Here is an 18537-nt window from a genome sequence, read left to right as displayed (position 1 = left end):
TTCTGCACCGAACAGTCCCCTCTCCCGCTTGCGGGAGAGGGTTAGGGTGAGGGGCTCTTGATCTGGCAGGTGCGGAGCCTCAGGAAGAGGACAGTTGGCCTACCATGGACTGCAGCATCGGGGCAGTTCGCGAGCAAGCTCGCTCCTACAGGCGCATCCTGGGCCCGGCTTACTGGAACAGATTGGCCATCACGCAGAACGTCAGCAGTGCCTGGTCGGTGTCCACGTCCAGCTTGCGCATGGCGGAGATCTTCTGCGCGCTCACGGTCTTCACGCTGCGGTTGAGGAGCAGGGCGATATCGCGCACGCTCATCCCCGATACGAAATGGCGCAGCACCTCGTACTCCTTCACCGACAGGCTGGCGATGCGTCCCTCCACGTCGTCCCCGCTGGCCATCACGCTGTTCGAGGACTGCATGCCCGGCCCACGATAGATGCGGTCCTGGGTTAACGCCTTGAGCGCCACCAGGATCTCGTTGAGGTCACCGTTCTTCAGGATCACCCCCGAGACCCCCAGGTCGTAGAGGCTGGAGAGGATCAGCGGGTTGGACAGCATGGTGAGAATCAGGATGCGCGTGTCGGGGAAGTTGCGCAGCAGGTACTCGATCAGCTTGATCCCGTCGCCATAGGTCTGGTCGCCCGGCATGTTGTAGTCGGTGATGACGATGGCCGGGCGCTGCTCGCGGTACAGGGCCACCAGCTCGCTGGAGTTGTGCGCCTCGCCGATCACCTCGAAGCGATCATCCCTCTCGATCACCTCGCGAACGCCCATCAGGACGATGGGATGGTCGTCCGCTAGTGCCACTCTGACTTTTTCCATGAGTTTCTTGAGTCCCAACGTTTGCGATCGTCGGTCGGCCACAGGGCACGACCACTATTCCAGAGTAGCCCCGGTTTCCGGACAGGCTCTCAGAGGCTGGCCAGGGCCGCCTCGATTCGTCCCAACAGTATGGTCACCGCCGCGGACAGTTCCGGCCCGGCGGGCTGCGCAATCAGCGCCTCCTCCACCGCACCGCAGGCATCACTGAGACCATGGGCCTGGACCACAGCCAGCGCGCCGCGCAGGCGGTGCACCTGCTGACGGACGGTGGCCAGGTCACCGGCCTGCAAGGCATCGGTTACGCCCTGCATATCCTGGCGCATGGTACGCAGGAACAGCTCGCGCATCTTTGCCGAGACCTGAATGCGGTCCTGTGCCGGCGCCACGGGCGTCTCTTGGCTTTCCGGCGGTTCGACCGCAGCATGGCCGCAAACCTTGAGCAGCCCGTCATGCAGCGTACGCAGGCTCATCGGCTTGACCAGCCAGGCATTCATGCCCACCGCCATGCAGCGCTCGCCCTCCTCGCGCAGGGCGTTGGCAGTGACGCCGATGATCGGCAGCCAGCTATCTTGCCGGCGCAGCTCCCCCACCAGTTCATAGCCATTCATCACCGGCATGTTCACATCGGTCAGCAGCGCATCAAAGGCGCCCGGCGCCCAGCGCTGCAAGGCCTCGCGGCCGTTGCTGGTGAGCGTGACGCGGCACCCCAGCTCTTCCAGCTGTTCCTTGAGCAGCGCCTGGTTGATCGGGTTGTCCTCGGCCACCAGTACCCGCAGGCCCAGCTTGCCCAGCCGGGCAACGCGCGGCGTCTGTCGGACCTCGCCATCCCCTCCCTGTTGCGCCAGGCGCAAGGCCTGGGCAATGCCGGCGAGGTGATAGAGACTGACCTCCCAGCCCTGCGCCGAGGCCTGTGGCTGCGCACCGGCCTCGGTCAGTGCGCAGACCCGCGCCCCGTTCCATAGTGGCTCATCTTCGGCACTCAGCAGGTCCAGCAGCACCGCGCCGGGCGGAACGGCCGGCGGCAGCTCGTCCTGAACCAGCGCAGAGCCTCCCCAGCACTCGATCCACGCCGCCAGACTCTGTGCCAGCTCCTTCACCGGTGCCCGCACGTAGATCGGTTGCGGCAACAGGGATGAGCCATCGACCAGCGGTTGCACGCGCTCCAGAGTCGGCAGGGCGAGGGTGAAGGTGAAGCTGCTGCCCAGCCCGGTTTCGCTCACCACACGCAGTTGGCCGCCCATCAACTGGCTGAGCCGCGCGCAGATCGACAGCCCCAGGCCGGTGCCGCTGACAGTGTGCTCATGGCCATGGGCCTGGTAGAAGGGCTCGAACAAACGCTGCTGCTGGGCGTCGGACATGCCGATGCCGGTATCCGTCACCTGCCACTGCAGGCTTGTTTCGCCAGCCTCACCGATGACGGTACGCAAGCGCAGCACCACACGGCCGATGTCGGTGAACTTCAGCGCATTGCTCAGCAGGTTGGCGAGAATCTGCCGGATGCGCACCGCATCGCCGCGCACCAGCCCCGGGACGTTCGCATCGATGCAGGCATAGAGCTGCAACTGCTTGCCCTCGGCCACCCCAGCGTACCCGGCGACCACTTCCTCGGCCAGCTCCAGCGGGTTGAACTCCACTGCCTCCAGCGCCATCTGTCCGGCCTCGATCTTGGACACGTCGAGGATGTCGCTGATCAACTGCAAGAGGGTCGAGGACGAGCGCTGGATGGTGGCAAGGTAGTCGCGCTGCTGGTGAGTCAACTCGGTCAGCCCGAGCAGTTCCAGCGTGCCCAGCACGCCGTACAGCGGCGTGCGGATTTCATGGCTCATGGTGGCGAGGAACACCGATTTCGCCTCGCTGGCGGCATCCGCCGAGAGCTTGGCATCGGCCAGCATCTGCTGTGCCTGCTTGTGCGCGCTGATGTCGTTGAACGCGCAGAGCACCACGTTCTCGCCGCGATAGCGGGTCGGTGCGAAACTGGCATGCAATGCGCGCCCTTCCACCTCGAAGACCACTTCGCCGCTCATCTCGCCGCTGCGATCATCCAGGTCCCACTCCCGGCTGACGCGGGTAATGGCCTCGGCATCGCCCAGCCAGAGCTTGGCCAGCCGGTTCTGCATCACCACCTCGTGGCTGCCGTGGCGCAGCACGCACAGCGCCACCGGCGCGGTCTGGATCACCGCGCGGCTGAAAGCGTCGCTCTCGACGATTTCCAGGTGCGCGCGGCGCGCCGGCCTGATCACCCGTCGCGAATACCAGCGGATGGCAAACCAGCCGCCGGCCAGGCTGCCGAGAACCAGCAGCAGGCCGCCAAGGAACTGCCACTTGGCGTAGCGGAAGAAACTGGCGTAGCTCAGGCGATAGAGTGCGGTCCAGCCGCCGTCTGCACCGCTGTGCACCTTGAACACCATGCCCCCGGCACTCAGGTTCAAGCCCTCGTCGTAATCCCCCGCCGAGCCCACAGAGTCGATCAATACCCGCCCATTGGGCGAAATCAGCTCCAGTTGGTCGAACACCGGGCGGTCGAGAATCTGCTCGAAGTCGTTGATCCGCTCCAGGTCGAGCAGGGACACCGCCACCACCTGGCGATCCAGGTCCGAATCCCACCAGAGCTTGTCCGGCAGATCGACGCTGACGAACCCGAGCAGCTCACGCCCTGGCCCGCCGGTGTAGGACTCCGCCTGGGCCCAGTGCACTTGCGTGTCGCCGCGCTCCGGCTGGCGGATTTCCAGGCGATGGCGTACCTGGTCGACCACCGTCAGGTAGCTGCGCCGGGTCAGCGGGCGCTGGCCGCGGAAGTTGCCGATGGACGGCACCGCCAGGCTGGTCGGTCCGCGCAGATCGATCACCAGCACCTGCGGAGACGGGAATACCGACGTGCTCCAGTAGCTGCTGTAGAAGTTCGCCAGCATCACACCGAAGGAGAACGGCCCCGGCTTTTCCTGCGGGCCGATGTGGCGCACCTGCTGCGCCAGGGTGAAGGGCATGGCGAAAGAGAATTCGCGTCCCTCATGGATTTCCATGCCCTTCTCTCGGACCAGCATGCGGCGCTGCAGAGGGATGACGTTCAGGTCTTCGCGCTGGGTCGACTCATCGCTCTGCTGGGCGATGCGCGCCAGGAAAGCCTCGTGTTCATGGATATCACCCACCAGGCGGGTGAAATGGAAGTGCACCTTGTCACGCTCTTCCTGCACGACCCGGCCAAGCGCCCAGTAACAGGCGCCCACCAGCATCAGGGCGAGGGAAACGGCACAAAGCAGCACGACATTCAGGCGCAGCGAGGAGCTGGCCAGTTTACGAATCGAGCCGTGGTCATGTTCCTTCATGCAAAGCGTCCGGTATCGCGGAAAGTGGCGGCGGAGGGCCCGCCGGATACCAGCAGACTGTAGATGTGAGTACGGGATAAGGCGACCCGACAGCGCTCGGAAGGCCGACGATCGTTCTTGCATCTGCGATGTATCTGCCGTGGATCAATGAGCCATGGCGGAGCGCTCCTGGAGCAACTGACGGGTGAATACCGCCGGCGGCACTGCTTCGGAGAACAGGAAGCCCTGGGCGCAATCACAGCGCAGCCGGCGCAGCAGCGCCAGCTCGTCGGGGTGTTCGACGCCCTCTGCGATCACCTCCAGCCCCAACTGCCGCCCGAGCTTGACGATGCTTTCCAGCGCCGCTGCCAGTCCGTCGTCATCCAGGCAACCATGGACCAGCGCGCGGTCGATCTTCAGCTCCGTGAACGGCGTCGAGACCAGATTGTACAGCGAGCTGTAGCCCTGGCCGAAATCATCCTGCGCCAGGCCGAAACCCTTCATGCGCAAGCGGCAGGTGCCGGCGTAGTAGTTGGCCGGGGTCGCCGTGCTGCTGCACTCGAGCAGCTCGAAGACGATGTGTGCCGGTACCCCGCCACGGGCGGCAACGAAGGCGGCGAGGCGATCGGGCAGCTCGGGATCGTCCAGCAGATGAGTGGGCAGATTCACCGCCACCGAGAGGTGAAAACCCTGCCGGCCCCAGTCGGCCTGCGCCTGCAACGCCTGTTCGAGCACCGTCCAGAGTAACGGCTCGTCGAGCCCCGCTGCGGTCAGTGCAGCCATGAAGCTGCCCGGCTGCAACACGCCATGGAGCGGATGCTCCCAGCGCACCAGCGCTTCCGCCGCGACGATGCGGCCATCGATCAACGACGCCTTGGGCTGGAACCAGGCGCAGAACTGCCGTTGTGCCAGGGCCTGCTCCAGGTCGCCGCGGGTCGGCGCAGCGATCACCGGCGCACGGTGCTGCTCCGCGCGCACCTGCCGCGAGACGAGCTTCTCCAGCAGCCGGCGAATCACCGGCGCGCGGGCCGGCTTGGCGATCTGCTCGAGCACGGTGATGCCGTGGGCGCGGGCGACCATGCAGGCACTGCCCATCAGCGAGCGCGACGCCGAGCTCATGATCGCCAGTAGCGGGGGATGTCTCAGCGCAGCGAGCCGCTGGATCAGTTGCACGCCATCAAGACCGGGCATCATCAGGTCGCTGACCACCAGATCGAAGCCCTCCTGCTCCAGCCAGCGCAGCGCCTCGGCGCCATCCTCGGCAGCGCGCAGCTCCACGACGCCCTGCTCGCGGAACAGGTTGAGCAGGTACTCGCGCTGGAAGGGTTGGTCTTCGACGATCAGGATTCGCTGATGTCGCATGGCGGCACCTCCGCGGGCAGGCTGGTGAGGCATTGGCGCAAGGTGCGCAGGTCCACCGGCTTGAGCAGGCAGAGGTTCATGCCAGCGGCGAGGCAACGTTCGTTCTCCTCGTGCATGGCGTTGGCAGTGGCGCCGATGATCGGCCCGCGATAGCCGCGCTGACGCAGCGCCCGGGCCAGCTCGTAACCATTGAGATGGGGCATGTTGACGTCGGTGAGCACCACATCGAAGGCATCCGGCTGCCAGCGCGTGAGCGCCTGCCGGCCGTCGACGGCGAGTTCCACCGTACAGCCGAGGGTTTCCAACTGATCACGCAGGATCAGTTGGTTGATCGGGTTGTCCTCCACCAGCAGCACGCGCAGGCCCAGGCCGATATCCGGCAGGGCTTCAGCCAGGCGCGCGGCCTCGCCGCCCAGGCAGCCCTGCGCCACCGCCAGGGCCCGGCGCAGCCCTTCGAAGTTGTAGCGGCCGACATGCCAGTCGCAGCCTTCCTGGCGCGGCTGCTCGCCGCCCAGGTCGGTCACCAGCACCCGGCAGCCCCGCCAGGTGGGCAGCGGCTTGCGGTCATGGGGATTGAAGCGCAGGTCCACCAGTACGCTGGAGGCTTCTTCCTCGACCGGCTGGTCGCAGGCCACCACCTGGGCCCGCGCGCCCCAGCGGGCAATCCAGCCGCAGAGGCTTTCGGCCAGCTCGCGGGTCGGCGCATGCACCCACACCATCGAGTTGTGCAGCCGGGGTTCGCTGAAAAGCTGCCGGTCAACGCATTGCAGGGGCAGGCTGAGGGAAAAGCTGCTGCCCAGCCCGACGTCGCTGACGACCCGCAATTGCCCACCCATCAATTCGGTAAGCCGCTTGCAGATCGACAGGCCCAGGCCGGTACCACCGGCCACGCGGGCGTTGCCGGACACCTGGTAGAAGGCGTCGAAGAGGTGCGTCTGCTGGTCCTCCGGGATGCCGATGCCGGTATCGGCCACTTGCCAGTGCAGCGTGTCATGCCACCCCTCGCCCGGCTCCGAACGCACACGCAGGACGATGCGCCCGCTGTCGGTGAACTTCACCGCGTTGCTCAGCAGGTTGTTGAGGATCTGGCGGATGCGCGTCGCGTCGCCCAGCATTCTTTCGGGCATCTGCGGGTCGCAGCAGGCATAGATCTGCAGGCCCTTGGCGCGGGCGGCGGCGGCGTAGGACTGGACGCTGTCGAGGGTCAGTTCCAGCGGCGAGAACTCCACCGGTTCCAGGCCCAGCTGGCCGACTTCGATCTTCGAGACATCGAGCACATCGCTGATCAGTTGCAGCAAGGTCGAAGACGAGCGCTGGATGGCACGCAGGTAGCCGGACTGCTGGTGGTCCAGCGCCGTACGGCCGAGCAGTTCCAGGGTGCCGAGCACGCCGTAGAGCGGTGTGCGGATTTCGTGGCTCATGGTCGCCAGGAACAGCGTCTTGGCTTCGTTGGCAGTGTCGGACAGGTGCTTGGCTTCGGCCAGAGCAGCTTCGGTCTGCTTGCGCGCACTGATGTCGCTGAAGGCACAGCACAGCACCTCCTCGCCTTTGTAGCGAGTCGGCGTATAGCTCAGGTAAAGATGCCGTCCGGTGTGGGTTTCCACCTCCTCCGAACCGCCTTCCTCGCCACTGTTGAACCCCCGTTCCAGCCAGCCGTGACTCCAGTAACGGCGCTCATCCCCAGTGCCCAGCCACTGCTGGGCGAGGCGATTCTCCAGCACGACCTCGGCATCGTTGCGGCGCAGCACGCAGAGCGCGACAGGGGCGGTCTGGATCATCGCGCGGGAGAAGCTTTCGTTCTCCACCAGGGCATTGAGACGGTGCTGCGCCGGGCCGATCAGGCGACGGTTGATGCGCCGGCACATGGCCCAGATCAGCACCGAGCAGCCCAGCAGGAAAGCCAGCGAGCCGAACAGGCGCGGCCAGAGCGGCACCAGCAGGTCGGACAGGTTGAAGTAGTAGATCAGCGACCAGTCGGAACTGCCCAGGTGCTTGAGCAGCGCCAGATGGCTGGGAATCAGCCCGGGCCCGCTGAAGGCGAAGTTGTCTCCGACCCAGAGGTCGCTGAACTGCAGGCCGAGTTGCGGCGCCACGGCGCTACCGAGGATCGCCCGGTGATCGCGGTCCAGCAGCAGGAAGCGTCCGGCCTCGGGAACACCGAGCGCGGCGGCGAGATCGGCACCGAACAGTTCCAGCCCCAGCCAGCCGTTGTCGCTTTCGCTGGTCACGCGGGTGAACAGGTACTGCCGGGACTGCGGGTCGGTCGGATCGGCGAGCCAACGCACCTGCTGCTCCTCCTTCGGAGTACCGGGCTGGCCCAGCGCTTCCAGCACCGAAGGCGGCACCACGGCATTGAGCGCAGGCGCGCCGTACAGGCGCGTGACGGCCCGCTCCGGGCCTGGCGAGACATAGATCAGGTTCAGCCGCTTGGCTTCCATCTCCGACAGATCGCGGCCGGACAGTGCCAGGCTCCAGTCAGAGCGCGGTTCGCCCAGCGTAACGAACACCTGCTCGTGAGGTGCCACCGGCACGTTCAGCTGGCGCCACTGGACCACGGGCTCGCGAGCCTTCCAGGTCACGCCCCGGCTGATGTGCTCCAGCAGCGACTCGCGCTGACCGAGGTAGTCCTGGGCCTCGTACATGGCTGCATTCATCTGCCGGCGCAGCTGCGAGACCTCGGTATTGAAGCTCGCCGCGAGGAACAGGCTGAGGGTGAAGAACAGGCAGGCGATCACTACCCAGGCCAGCAGACGAAGGAGCTTTCGGGCCGCCTTCGGGGTGGAAAAGGACGAATCCTGAGGACGAAGGAACTGCTTGAGTTTCATGGCCGCCAGCCTGGCGAAAAGCGGGCCACACGGACATCAGACAAATCTAAAAAGTGTGGAAACGCGGCTTGGCACCCAACCTTGCGGATTCAGGCATATGCCTGACATATGCCAAGCTATGAGCAACCGTTCAATGCTCTCTGATCTGGAGGCGCCCACGCCCACGACGACCGTTTCCTTGTTCCGCAACGGCAAGAATCAGGCAGTCCGAATCCCTCGGGATATGGAATTCAAGGGAGTGACGGAACTGGTGATGACTCGCGAAGGCGATACGCTCATCCTGCGCCCGTCGCGGCCCACCTGGAGCAGCCTCGCCGAGCTGGAACCTGTCGATGCCGATTTTCTGGGAGATCGGCCCGACGTGATTGCCCCCAGCCGGTTGGGCTTCGGCGATGACGAGGGTTGACCCGGTGGCCACGCCCGTCACCTATATGCTGGATACCAACATCTGCTCCTTCATCATGCGCCAGAACCCACCCCAGGTTTTGCAGCGTCTGCAAAAGGCCGCGGAGTCCGGCAACAGGCTGGTGATTTCGGCTATCACTCATGCGGAGCTTCGTTACGGCGCAGCGTCACCGAAAGCCCCGAAGGCGGTGGCAGCATGGATCGACGCATTGGTGCAACGCCTGGACGATGTGCTGCCCTGGGATATCGACGCGGTGGATAGCTCCGCGAAGCTCATGAGTCTCCTGCTCGACTCAGGAACGCCCATTGGGCCGAACGATACGGGCATTGCCAGCCATGCCTTGGCAACCGATTGCGTCATCGTGACCAACAACACCCGCGAATTTCGGCGAGTACCGGGGCTTGTCGTCGAAGACTGGTGCAACAGCGAACCGGCCTGACGGTACACCAGCCCAGTCCCCGGCACGCTTCATCCGGTCAAATGCCACTCAGTAACCCACTCGCCCGCTGTACTCGCCGCTCCGTGGCCGCCTCCAGCACCTGCCAGCCGCGCCCGGCGCTGGCCAGGGTGAACCATTGACGCGCGCGGGTAATGCCGGTGTAGACCAGCTCGCGGGTGAGGATGGGGTTGAGGCTGTCGGGCAGCAGCAGCGCGGCGTGGGTGAACTCCGAGCCCTGGGACTTGTGCACCGTCATGGCAAACACCGTTTCCACCGCCTGCAGGCGGCTCGGCAGGATCCAGCGGATGGCGTCGGTGCCATCGCCCGCCGGGAAAGCCACGCGTGCCACCCAGCGCACCGAACCATCGTCAGCCGTCTGCGGCAACGCCAGGGTGATGCCGATATCGCCATTCATCAGGCCCAGGCCGTAATCGTTGCGGGTGACCAGCACCGGGCGGCCGGCGAACCAGCCGTTCGCCGAAGGAATCAACCCTTCGCGTTGCAGCAGCTCGCCGATCAGCGTGTTCAATCCTTCCACGCCCCAGGGCCCGCGACGCAAGGCGCAGAGCAACTGGAACTGGCCGTGGGCTCCGAGCACCTGCCTTGCCCAGGCATCCAGTGCGTCCTGAGTGGCGTTGTCCGCCGGGCGCGAGCCGCTGACCACGCGCAGGTAGTGGGCGTAGCCGACCGGGCCGAAAAGGTCGCCGCCTCGCCCGCCGTCGATCACCAGATCGCGCAGGCTGCGGGTTTCCTGGGCATCCACGGCGATACGGGCGAGGTCTTCGTGCTGCGCTTTCCACACCTGGCGCAACGCCGGGATATCGCCGGCATTGACCGCTTCGGCCAACTGGCCGATGCCACTGTCGGCGCTGAAGCGATGACTGTGACGGAGCATGGCCACGGCCTGGTCGAGGTCGCTGCCGGCGCTGTCGATCAACACGTCGTCGATGGCGTCGCCGGTCACAGCTTGCAGCCAGTCGCGGGTGGCCGGGCGGTAATGGCCCTCACGGGCGCGGCTGCACAACTCGCCCAGCACCGCACCGGCTTCCACCGAGGCCAACTGGTCCTTGTCGCCCAGCAGGATCAATCGTGCGCGCGGCGGCAGAGCGGCAAGCAGCGAGGCCATCATTTCCAGGTCGACCATCGACGCTTCGTCCACCACCAGCAGCTCCAGCGCCAGCGGGTTGCCGGCGTGGTGGCGGAACTGGCGGCTGTCCGGGCGGCTGCCGAGCAGGCGATGCAGCGTGGTGACTTCGGTGGGGATCGCCTCACGCGCCGCTTCACCATTGGCCAGGCCGGAGAGGTCGAGGCGCTGCACGGCGCCAGCGATGGATTCGTTCAGGCGCGCAGCGGCCTTGCCGGTGGGCGCGGCGAGGCGAATGCGCAGCGCTCTTCCGCCCTCCCCCAGCGCCAGGCTTTGCAGCAGGGCGAGCAGCTTCACCACGGTGGTCGTCTTGCCGGTGCCGGGGCCGCCGGTGACGATACCGAAGGCGTTGCCGGCGACCAGTGCGCAGGCGAGCTTCTGCCAGTCCGCCCCCTGGCTCGTCTGAACATTGCCGGGCTTCTTCGGGAACAATGCATCGAGCGCCCGGCGCAGCTGGGCGGCGGGCAAGGCGGCCCGCAGCGCCTCACCCTGCTTCAGGCGCTGGTCGATGCCGGCGCGCACTTCCCGTTCGTACTGCCAGTAGCGGCGCAGATACAAGCGGCGCCCGGACAACACCAGCGGCGTCTCGCCCGGTCCGTCACCGACCAGGCGCGGATCGTTCAGCACGGCACGCCAGGCGTCGAGATCGAAACCATCGAGCAGCACACCGGGCAGCTCCGGCGCGTCCTTGGCGGAGTCGCCCTCCGGCGGTAGTGACAGGGCGAAGCGGCTGTCGGCCAGGGTCGCATCCAGGTCGAGGCAGACGTGCCCACGGCCGAGCTGGTGGCTGGCCAGGGCGGCGGCGAGAATCAGCAGCGGGTGGGCATCCGGCGCGCGCTCGACGAGGAAGGTCGCGAAGGCACGGTCCAGCTCGCGCAGCCAGCCGCGCTCAGCCCAGCGGCCGATCAGTTCGAGCATTTCAGTGGTGCTCTTCATGCCGGCACCTCCGCGCGGAACAGGCGGTCCAGCTCATCCATCAACGCCTTCGGCGGGCGTTCCAGGTACATGCCCTGGGTCGCCGAGGAACTGCCGCGCAGGAACAGGTACATCGCGCCTCCGATGTGGCGGTCGTAGTCGTAGTCGGGCAGGCGCGCCTGCAGCAGCCGGTGCAGGGCGAACAGGTAGAGCGCGTACTGCAGGTCGTAACGGTGCTCCAGCAAGGCTTCGCGCAACGCCTCCTGCGTGTAGGCCTCATCGTCGGCGCCCAGCCAGTTGGATTTGTAGTCGGCCACGTAGTAGCGGCCTTCGTGTTCGAACACCAGGTCGATGAAGCCCTTGAGCATGCCGTTGAGCAGGTTCGCCTGCAGCGTCGGCCGCGCCACGCCGCCCAGGGTATGGCGGATCACGGCGGCATCCAGGCGCTGGCTGTCGACGTTGCGGGTGGCGAACCAGAACTCCATTTCCTTCTGGAACGTCACCAGGCCGGCGAGGCTGACCGGCGTCGCATCGGGCACGCGGAAAGCCGTGCGCAGGTATTGCCCGAGCCAGCCGGTGAGCGGTCCGATCCACTCCTCCCAGCCGCGCAGGGCGCAGCGCCGGGCGATCTGGTCACGCAGCTGTTCTTCATCGACGTCGAAGTTTTCGTCGGCGGCCCATTCCAGCAGGCCATGGAGGAAGCTGCCGGGGTTCGCGCCGCGGGGGAAGGCGTGCAGGCTGAAAGGTGCCGGGACGACTTCCACCTCGCGCAGGTCTTCCAGGCTGCTTTCGCGCAACAGGTCTTCACTGGCGCTGATCGGCTCATCGGCAGCCGGCGCGGGAGCGATGTCGCTGTCGTCCTCGGTGGCCAGCGTCGCCAGGGCGGAGTAGCTGGCGATCCACCATTTCTCCGCCACCCGGCGGCGCGGCTCACGGGCAGCGCCCAGCTCACCGGCCTGTGCGCCGACGAAGAGCTCGGTGCCGATCTCGGGCGCCGGCTCCAGGGCGATCTCCAGCGCTCCTGCCTGCAAATCGCCCAGGCGCGTGGTCACCTCCTCGACGCTCAGCGCGTTGCCGCCACCGAGCAGGTAACCCATGGCGCCCTTGTGCAGCTCCGGGCTCTTGCTGTTGCTCATCACCAGCGGCGCCATGCCCAGCCACACGGCGTGACGTGCGCGGGTCAGTGCCACGTAGAGCAGGCGCATGTCCTCGCTCAGGCGCTCGTCGTTGGCCTGCTGGAAGGCCGCCTTGGCCTGCTCCTTGTCGCGGGACAACTCGACGACCCGCGATTCGCCGGACTGGAAGCTCGGCGGCGTGCCGCTCTTGCCGTCCAGCTCGCGCCAGGTGCAGATGAAGGGCAGCAGCACCAGCGGGTATTCCAGGCCCTTGGACTTGTGGATGGTCACCACCTTGATCAGGTCGGCGTCGCTTTCCAGGCGCAGGATTTCTTCGCTCGTCGGGCTCTCCAGCTGTTCGGCGAGCACCCGCAGCAGCGCATGTTCGCCGTCCACTTCCACGGCCTCGCGCTGCAGCCATTCGGCCAGGTGCAGCAGATTGGTCAGGCTGCGCTCGCCATCGGTCTCGCGCAGCAGTCGCGCCGGCAGGGCGAAGTCGGCGAGCAGGCGGCGCAGCATCGGCAGCACGCCCTGCTGTTGCCAGAGCAGGCGATAGTCACGGAAGCGCAGCACCATGGCTTCCCAGAAGCGCTCGTCCTGGTTCAGCCGCTCCAGGGTCGCCCAGTCCAGCGCCAGGCTGCGGGTGGCCAGGGCGATGCGCAGGGCGCCATCGTCGCCGGGGTCGGCGCAGGCGCGCAGCCAGTGCAGCAGGTCGACGGCCTCGGGGCTGTCGAACACCGAGTCGCGGTCGGACAGGTAGACGCTGGCGAGCCGGCGCCTGGCCAGTTCGCCGCGGATGGCCTCGGCCTCGCTGCGGCCGCGCACGAGGATGGCGATGTCCGCCGGGCGCAACGCGCGCCATTGCCCCTCGGCATCGCGGAAGCCGCTCTGTGCGGAGCTCAGCCAGCGCTGGATGGCGCTGGCGCTGCGCGCGGCCATCTCCTGGCGATACAGCGTGGAGCCACAGACCTGGCCGTCGTTGTCCAACTGCCAGAAGGTCATGGCCGATGCTTCGGCGCCTTCGAGCAACAGCGTCTCGTCACGCCCGCGCGCGCCGACTTCGAGGAAGGGCACGGGGTTCTCCTGCCCTTCCACCGCGAAGCGGAACGCCGCGCGCGGATGACTTTCGGCGAAGAGGAAACAGCTGTTGGCTGCATTGACCATCGCCAACGTGGAGCGATAGTTGGTGCCCAGCGTGTAGTGGCGCCCGGCGGTGGCGGCGCGGGCGCGCAGATAGGTGTGGATGTCGGCGCCACGGAAGGCATAGATCGCCTGTTTGGGGTCGCCGATCATGAACAGACCGAGGCTCCGAGGGTTCTCGGCGATGCGGTAGACGCGCTCGAAGATGCGGTACTGCAGCGGGTCGGTGTCCTGGAATTCGTCGATCAGCGCCACCGGGAACTGCTCGCGGATACGCTCGGCCAGGCGCTCGCCGCCACTGCCGGCGAGGGCACGGTCGAGGCGAACCAGCAGGTCGTCGAAGCCCAGCTCGGCGCGTTTCTGCTTTTCCGCTTCGAGGTTCTGCCGTACTTCATTCAGCGCATGCAGCAGCAGTTGCGGGGCGATCTCCGGGCGTTGCTCGGCGCGCTCGACCCAGGCGTCGATGGCCAGCAACGCAGGGTGTTCCGGCACCAAGGCCTTGGCCTTCACCTTGATCCGCGTCTGGCCGAACTTGGCCAGATTGTCCGGCGCATCGGCGCCCTCGCTCCAGGCATCGAGCGCTTCGATCCAGCCGGCAAAGACGCTGTCGTCATCCTTGCCGCGATAACTGTTGCCGTTGAGGTCGCCACGCAGGTTGCGCAGCAGCTCGGCGACGCCGGCGCGGTCCGCCGCCCAGGCTTCGCGGGCGCGTGTCTCGGCGGCATCGAGTTCGTCGTAGAACTGACCGGTGGTCTCCAGCAGCTCGCTGAGGGAGGCCGGGGCGGTCAGCGGTTGATCGGCATAGCGGAACCCGGCTTCCTGCGCCGCCAGCAGCGGTTGCAGGGCGCGGGCCAGCGCTTCGGGGCCGGCGTAGCAATGGCGTACGGCGTTGGCCGCCGCCACATCCAGCGGGTAGAAGTTGCGCCGCCAGTAGTCACGCACCGCTTCGGCGAGCAGTTCGCTCTGGTCGGCAGCGAGGTCCTGGGTGAACAGGCTGCCGCTGTCGAAGGCGTGCTCGCGCAGCATGCGGTAGCACCAGCTGTGGATGGTCGAGACAGCAGCCTCATCCATCCATTCGGCAGCCAGGCGCAGCAGGCGTGCGCAGCCGGGCCAGCGCTCGGGCGCATAGCTGTCGCGCAGCTTCACCAGCAGGCCGTCGTGCTTCTGCTCGGGCTCGGCGAAGCAGCGCGCGGCCTCGCCCAGGCGCGCGCGGATGCGTTCACGCAATTCCTGGGTCGCGGCTTCGGTGAAGGTCACCACAAGGATTTCCGGTGGGCTCAATGGTCGGCCAAAGGCAGCCTGTTCGCCGCCATGGTCGAGGACCAGGCGCACGTAGAGCAGCGCAATGGTGAAGGTCTTGCCGGTGCCGGCGCTGGCCTCGATCAGCCGGCTGCCATGCAGCGGGAATTCGAGAGGGTTGAGCTCGACTGCGCTCATGCTTGCGCCTCCTTGCGCTGCAGAATCGCGAACAGCGGCCCGTACAAGGCTTCGGCCCAGGCGGCGAATTCCTCGCTCGCATTGAGCGTGGCGAAATCCGGGTAGACCCGCGCCAGCGCTGCCGACGAAGCAGCCTCGCCACTCAGGTTGAAGCCGCCGTCATAGCGTTTGGCGGCTTCGCGGGCGGCACGTTCCTCATCTTCTCCGGCGGCCAGCCAGGCGAAGGCGGCCTTGCACGCCACCGGCAGCGGGCGACTCATGCCCTGGAACCACGCGTCCAGCAGTGCGTCCAGCTCGGCGCGCGCTTCCTGCGCCGGCAGCGGCGGGAACTCCAGGGTGCCGGTCAGGCCGACCAGCACGCTGGTCACCGGCTCGCCGCACAGCTGCAGCGCGAGATGGCGCACCCAGGGACGCACCAGCCCGTGCCATTTGTAACCTTTGCCCTCGTGAAGCTTGCCGCTGACCAGTTGCAGGCTGGCGAGCTGGCCATCGGCGTTGCGGCGCAGGCCACCGAGCCAGTCGGCCAGTTCGATGCCGGCATGCTCGTGGTTGAGTTCGCGCTGCTCCTCTTCCACCTGCGACCAGTGCTCCAGCTGTTCGCGGTAGCGGGCCAGCAGGTCATGCAGCGGCGCCACCAGCGCCTGGGCGGAGAAGTCGCCGAAGGCCGCCAGCGGCAGCCGTCCCTCGCGGCGCAGGCGTTCGACCTGGCCGGTGAGTTGCACGGCCAATTGATCGGCCTGCCAGTGCTGCTCGACCCACGGGCGCAGGCGCTCGCAGAGTTCGAATTGCAGCTGCCAGACGTCCAGCCCGTTCAGCTCGAAGGGCTCTTCGTCCTGGCCGGTCAGTTGCTCCTCGGCAAAGCGCACCTTGAGGCGCTGCAGGAAGAAGGCGCCGACCGGGTTGGCGAGGAAATCGGCAAGCACACGCAGGCCGATGGGCGCATCCAGCGCGAGCGGCGGCAGCGGCGCTGCATCGGTTTCGCCGTGGTGTTCGCGGTGCACGTCACGCCACTCGCGGGCGTAGGTGTAGAGGCCATCGACACCGTGCGCGGATGGCGCATCGAAATAGGCGCGGCTGAAAGGCTGCAGTGGATGCTCCAGGGTCAGGCCGTGCAGCAGGTCGCCGCCGTCGGCGTTGTGCCAGCCCGCGGCGAGGTGGTCGCGCAACTGGCCGACCAGCACCGACGGCGGCCGTTCGCTGTTGTCACGGATGCTTCGGCCGACCCAGCTGACGTAGAGCTGGCGGCGTGCCGAGAGCAGCGCTTCGAGCAGCAGGTAACGGTCGTCCTCGCGGCGCGAGCGGTCGCCGGGGCGGTAGTCGTTGCGCATCAGGTCGAAATCCAGCGGCGACTGCGGGCGCGGGTAGTCGCCGTCGTTCATGCCGAGCAGGCAGACCAGTTGGAAGGGAATCGCGCGCATCGGCATCAGGGTGCAGAAGCTCACCGCGCCGGCGAGGAAGCGCTGGTTCAGGCCGCCTGCGTCCAGGCCACCGAGCCAGGCCTCGCGCACCACCGAAAGCGGCAGCGGATCGTTGAAGCCGGCGTGGCCGCAGGTTTCCAGCCAGCCCTCCAGCAGTTGCAGGAGTTGCTGGCGCAGCAGTTCATCGTGGTCATCGGTGACCTGGAAGAAGTCTTCCAGCAGGGTGCGCAGGCGCTGTACCCAGATAGTGGGGGCCGCTTCCTCGGCGAGCAGCTCGCAGGCCTTTTCCAGCGCGCCGAGCAACCCGGCCAAGGGACCGAGCGCGGCGGCGTCGAGCCCGCCGATTTCCGCGTAGGGCTGGATGCCCTGGAAGGCCTCGCCCTCGCCCACCGCAAAGCCCAGCAGCATGCGCCGCAGGCCGAAGCGCCAGCTGTTGGCCTCGGCGGCGGAGGGCAGGCCGAGGCGCTCGCGCTGCTGGCCGTCGAGGCCCCAGCGCACCCCGGCGCCGTCGATCCAGCGGCGCAGCAGCGGCAGGTCGGCGTCGGCCAGGCCGAAGCGCGCGCGCACGGCGGCGACGTCCAGCAGGTCGAGGATTTCACTCACGGCAAAGCGGCTGTCGGGCAGCCGCAGCAGATGTTCCAGCGCCACCAGCAGCGGCTCGCGGCCACGCTGGCCCTGGTCTGCCAGGGTGTAGGGGATGAAGCGCCTGTCGTCGCGCGGCAACTGGCCGAACACCGCTTCGATGTGCGGCGCGTAGGGGTTGATGTCCGGGACCATGACGATCACGTCGCGCGGGCGCAACGTGGGGTCGGCGTCGAAGCGGGCGAGCAACTGGTCGTGGAGGATTTCCACTTCGCGCTGGGCGCTGTGGGCGACGTGGAAGCGCACCGAGTCGTCGGCCTGCGGATCGACCGCCGGCCAGTGTTCGCGGGTCTCGTTGATCGGCCGCAGTTCGAGGATGTCGTCCTGCAGCTGGCCGAGCAGGTTCGTCGGCTCGACCTCGCTGAACAGGTCGATACGCCCATTGCTCACCGCGCCCAGGCGCGCGCGGTAGGTTTCCGGGTCGTCGTACTGGTCGAGCAGGTTGATGTAGTCGCGCCCCTGCTTGCCCCAGGCGGCCAGCAACGGCTGGGCGTACTGGTGCTGCTGGTCGTCGGAGAGCAGTTCCGGGGTGCCGGCGCGGCGGCGCTGGCGGCGGTATTCGTGGCGCAGCAGGTCCTTGTCGGCGACGATATCGGCCCAGTGGTGGCGGCAGGGGTTGTGCACGCAGAGCAATACCTGGGCGTGGCGCGCCAGCACGGCAAGCGCCTCGACGGTCTGCGCGGGCATCGCGGAGATACCGAACACCACCACGCGGCGCGGCAATCCCGGCAGCGGGTTCTCGGCGGACTTGAGCTTCTGGATGAAGCGGCCATGCACGCCGGCACGGCTGGTGGCCAGGCCCTCGGCGCCGACGTCGTCGAGCAGCGCGCGCCACAGGGCGGCCTGCCAGCGGTTGTCAGCGTCCAGTTCCTTCACGGTGCCGTTGGCCAGGCGCAACTGGTCGATGCCGCGGCTCCAGTCCTCCAGCCAGTCGGCGCGGTACACCTGGTACTGGTCGAACAGGTCGGCCAGGCGCTCGGCCAACTGGTGGCGCTTGCGCAGGTCGGCATCGTCGGCGAGAAAGCGCTGCAGAGTGGCGAACTCGCCCTGCTCCAGCAGGGTCGGCAGCAGGCGCATCAGGCGCCAGGTCAGCGGGCCCTTGTCGAGTACCGAGACTTCGGGGATTTCGTCGCGGCCCAGCGCACCGCGATAGGCGCGCCAGAGGAACTGCGCCGGCAGTTGCACGTCGAGCGCGGCGGTGACGCCACAACCGCCCTCCTCCACGTCACGCCCCAGCGCCAGCTTCAGCCACTGGGCGATGCCGTTGCTCTGCACCAGGATGACTTCGTTCTCCAGCGGCGCCAGCGGATGCAGGCTCATCCACTGCACCAGCAGGTCGCGCAGCGCTTCCGGATGGTTGCCGTGGATCACCATCAGGCCGGGGGTCAGTCGCTGCTCGCTCATCGGATCTCCTGGGTCGGGCGGGCACTTCGCATACGCCGCATGGGATGAGCGGCATTTGACCAAAAAGTCCGGCTGCGAGCAGCCTTTTTCCCATTCCTGCCGGCGGAATCTCCGCCGCATGGAAAGAGCCGACGCGGAACCTGACAAAGGCATGCAGGCTCTCGGCAA

9 protein-coding genes are annotated in these 18537 nt (G+C 67.1%); 2 read left to right on the top strand and 7 right to left on the bottom strand.

Annotated features, from left to right (window positions below; genetic code table 11):
- Window positions 1-169: 169 nt before the first annotated feature.
- The 4 genes from LDJ84_RS06380 to LDJ84_RS06365 form a co-directional block, all read right to left on the bottom strand.
- On the bottom strand, window positions 170-820 hold the full coding sequence (locus LDJ84_RS06380) for a response regulator (protein WP_024767537.1): 651 nt from the start codon (window positions 818-820) through the stop codon (window positions 170-172).
- Between the two features lie 89 nt (window positions 821-909).
- Complete coding sequence (locus LDJ84_RS06375) at window positions 910-4143, bottom strand: hybrid sensor histidine kinase/response regulator (RefSeq protein ID WP_169888117.1); 3234 nt, start codon at window positions 4141-4143, stop codon at window positions 910-912.
- Window positions 4144-4287: 144 nt separating this feature from the next.
- Window positions 4288-5484, bottom strand: coding sequence for an EAL domain-containing protein (locus LDJ84_RS06370; RefSeq protein WP_037008824.1), 1197 nt, complete (start codon window positions 5482-5484; stop codon window positions 4288-4290).
- Window positions 5463-8309: an ATP-binding protein gene (locus tag LDJ84_RS06365; RefSeq protein WP_065086150.1), complete on the bottom strand. Its 2847-nt coding sequence runs from the start codon at window positions 8307-8309 to the stop codon at window positions 5463-5465. Before LDJ84_RS06365 ends, LDJ84_RS06370 begins: the two co-directional genes overlap by 22 nt.
- A 133-nt stretch (window positions 8310-8442) precedes the next feature.
- On the opposite strand from LDJ84_RS06365, the gene vapB reads away from it, so the two are divergent.
- Window positions 8443-8715 (top strand): type II toxin-antitoxin system VapB family antitoxin, encoded by a 273-nt coding sequence (gene vapB / locus LDJ84_RS06360; RefSeq protein ID WP_226046081.1) that lies wholly within the window; start codon window positions 8443-8445, stop codon window positions 8713-8715.
- 4 nt (window positions 8716-8719) lie between these two features.
- Window positions 8720-9154, top strand: a complete 435-nt coding sequence (locus tag LDJ84_RS06355) for a type II toxin-antitoxin system VapC family toxin (protein WP_226046080.1) — start codon at window positions 8720-8722, stop codon at window positions 9152-9154.
- Between the two features lie 37 nt (window positions 9155-9191).
- On the opposite strand, the gene recD is transcribed toward LDJ84_RS06355, so the two are convergent.
- Genes recD through recC form a run of 3 tightly spaced genes read right to left on the bottom strand, consistent with a single transcriptional unit; the run spans window position 9192 to window position 18369 of the window.
- Complete coding sequence (gene recD, locus LDJ84_RS06350) at window positions 9192-11234, bottom strand: exodeoxyribonuclease V subunit alpha (RefSeq protein ID WP_065086149.1); 2043 nt, start codon at window positions 11232-11234, stop codon at window positions 9192-9194.
- A complete protein-coding gene (gene recB, locus LDJ84_RS06345; protein ID WP_226046079.1) occupies window positions 11231-14905 on the bottom strand; it encodes an exodeoxyribonuclease V subunit beta in 3675 nt (1224 codons plus the stop codon). The genes recD and recB overlap by 4 nt, the downstream gene beginning before the upstream one ends.
- Window positions 14902-18369: an exodeoxyribonuclease V subunit gamma gene (gene recC / locus LDJ84_RS06340; protein WP_226046078.1), complete on the bottom strand. Its 3468-nt coding sequence runs from the start codon at window positions 18367-18369 to the stop codon at window positions 14902-14904. Before recC ends, recB begins: the two co-directional genes overlap by 4 nt.
- Window positions 18370-18537: the final 168 nt, after the last annotated feature.

This window comes from Pseudomonas sp. HS-18, from assembly GCF_020401845.1.
GTDB classification, from domain to species: Bacteria; Pseudomonadota; Gammaproteobacteria; order Pseudomonadales; family Pseudomonadaceae; genus Pseudomonas; species Pseudomonas nitroreducens.
Note: the sequence above shows the minus strand (reverse complement) of the source record. Positions and strands in the feature narration are given on the sequence as shown.

Bases quoted from the DNA above. Each gene is read 5' to 3' on its own strand.
- LDJ84_RS06380 (WP_024767537.1), bottom strand. From the start codon at position 820: ATGGAAAAAGTCAGAGTGGCACTAGCGGACGACCATCCCATCGTCCTG.
- LDJ84_RS06375 (WP_169888117.1), bottom strand. From the start codon at position 4,143: ATGAAGGAACATGACCACGGCTCGATTCGTAAACTGGCCAGCTCCTCG.
- LDJ84_RS06370 (WP_037008824.1), bottom strand. From the start codon at position 5,484: ATGCGACATCAGCGAATCCTGATCGTCGAAGACCAACCCTTCCAGCGC.
- LDJ84_RS06365 (WP_065086150.1), bottom strand. From the start codon at position 8,309: ATGAAACTCAAGCAGTTCCTTCGTCCTCAGGATTCGTCCTTTTCCACC.
- vapB (WP_226046081.1), top strand. From the start codon at position 8,443: ATGCTCTCTGATCTGGAGGCGCCCACGCCCACGACGACCGTTTCCTTG.
- recD (WP_065086149.1), bottom strand. From the start codon at position 11,234: ATGAAGAGCACCACTGAAATGCTCGAACTGATCGGCCGCTGGGCTGAG.
- recB (WP_226046079.1), bottom strand. From the start codon at position 14,905: ATGAGCGCAGTCGAGCTCAACCCTCTCGAATTCCCGCTGCATGGCAGC.
- recC (WP_226046078.1), bottom strand. From the start codon at position 18,369: ATGAGCGAGCAGCGACTGACCCCCGGCCTGATGGTGATCCACGGCAAC.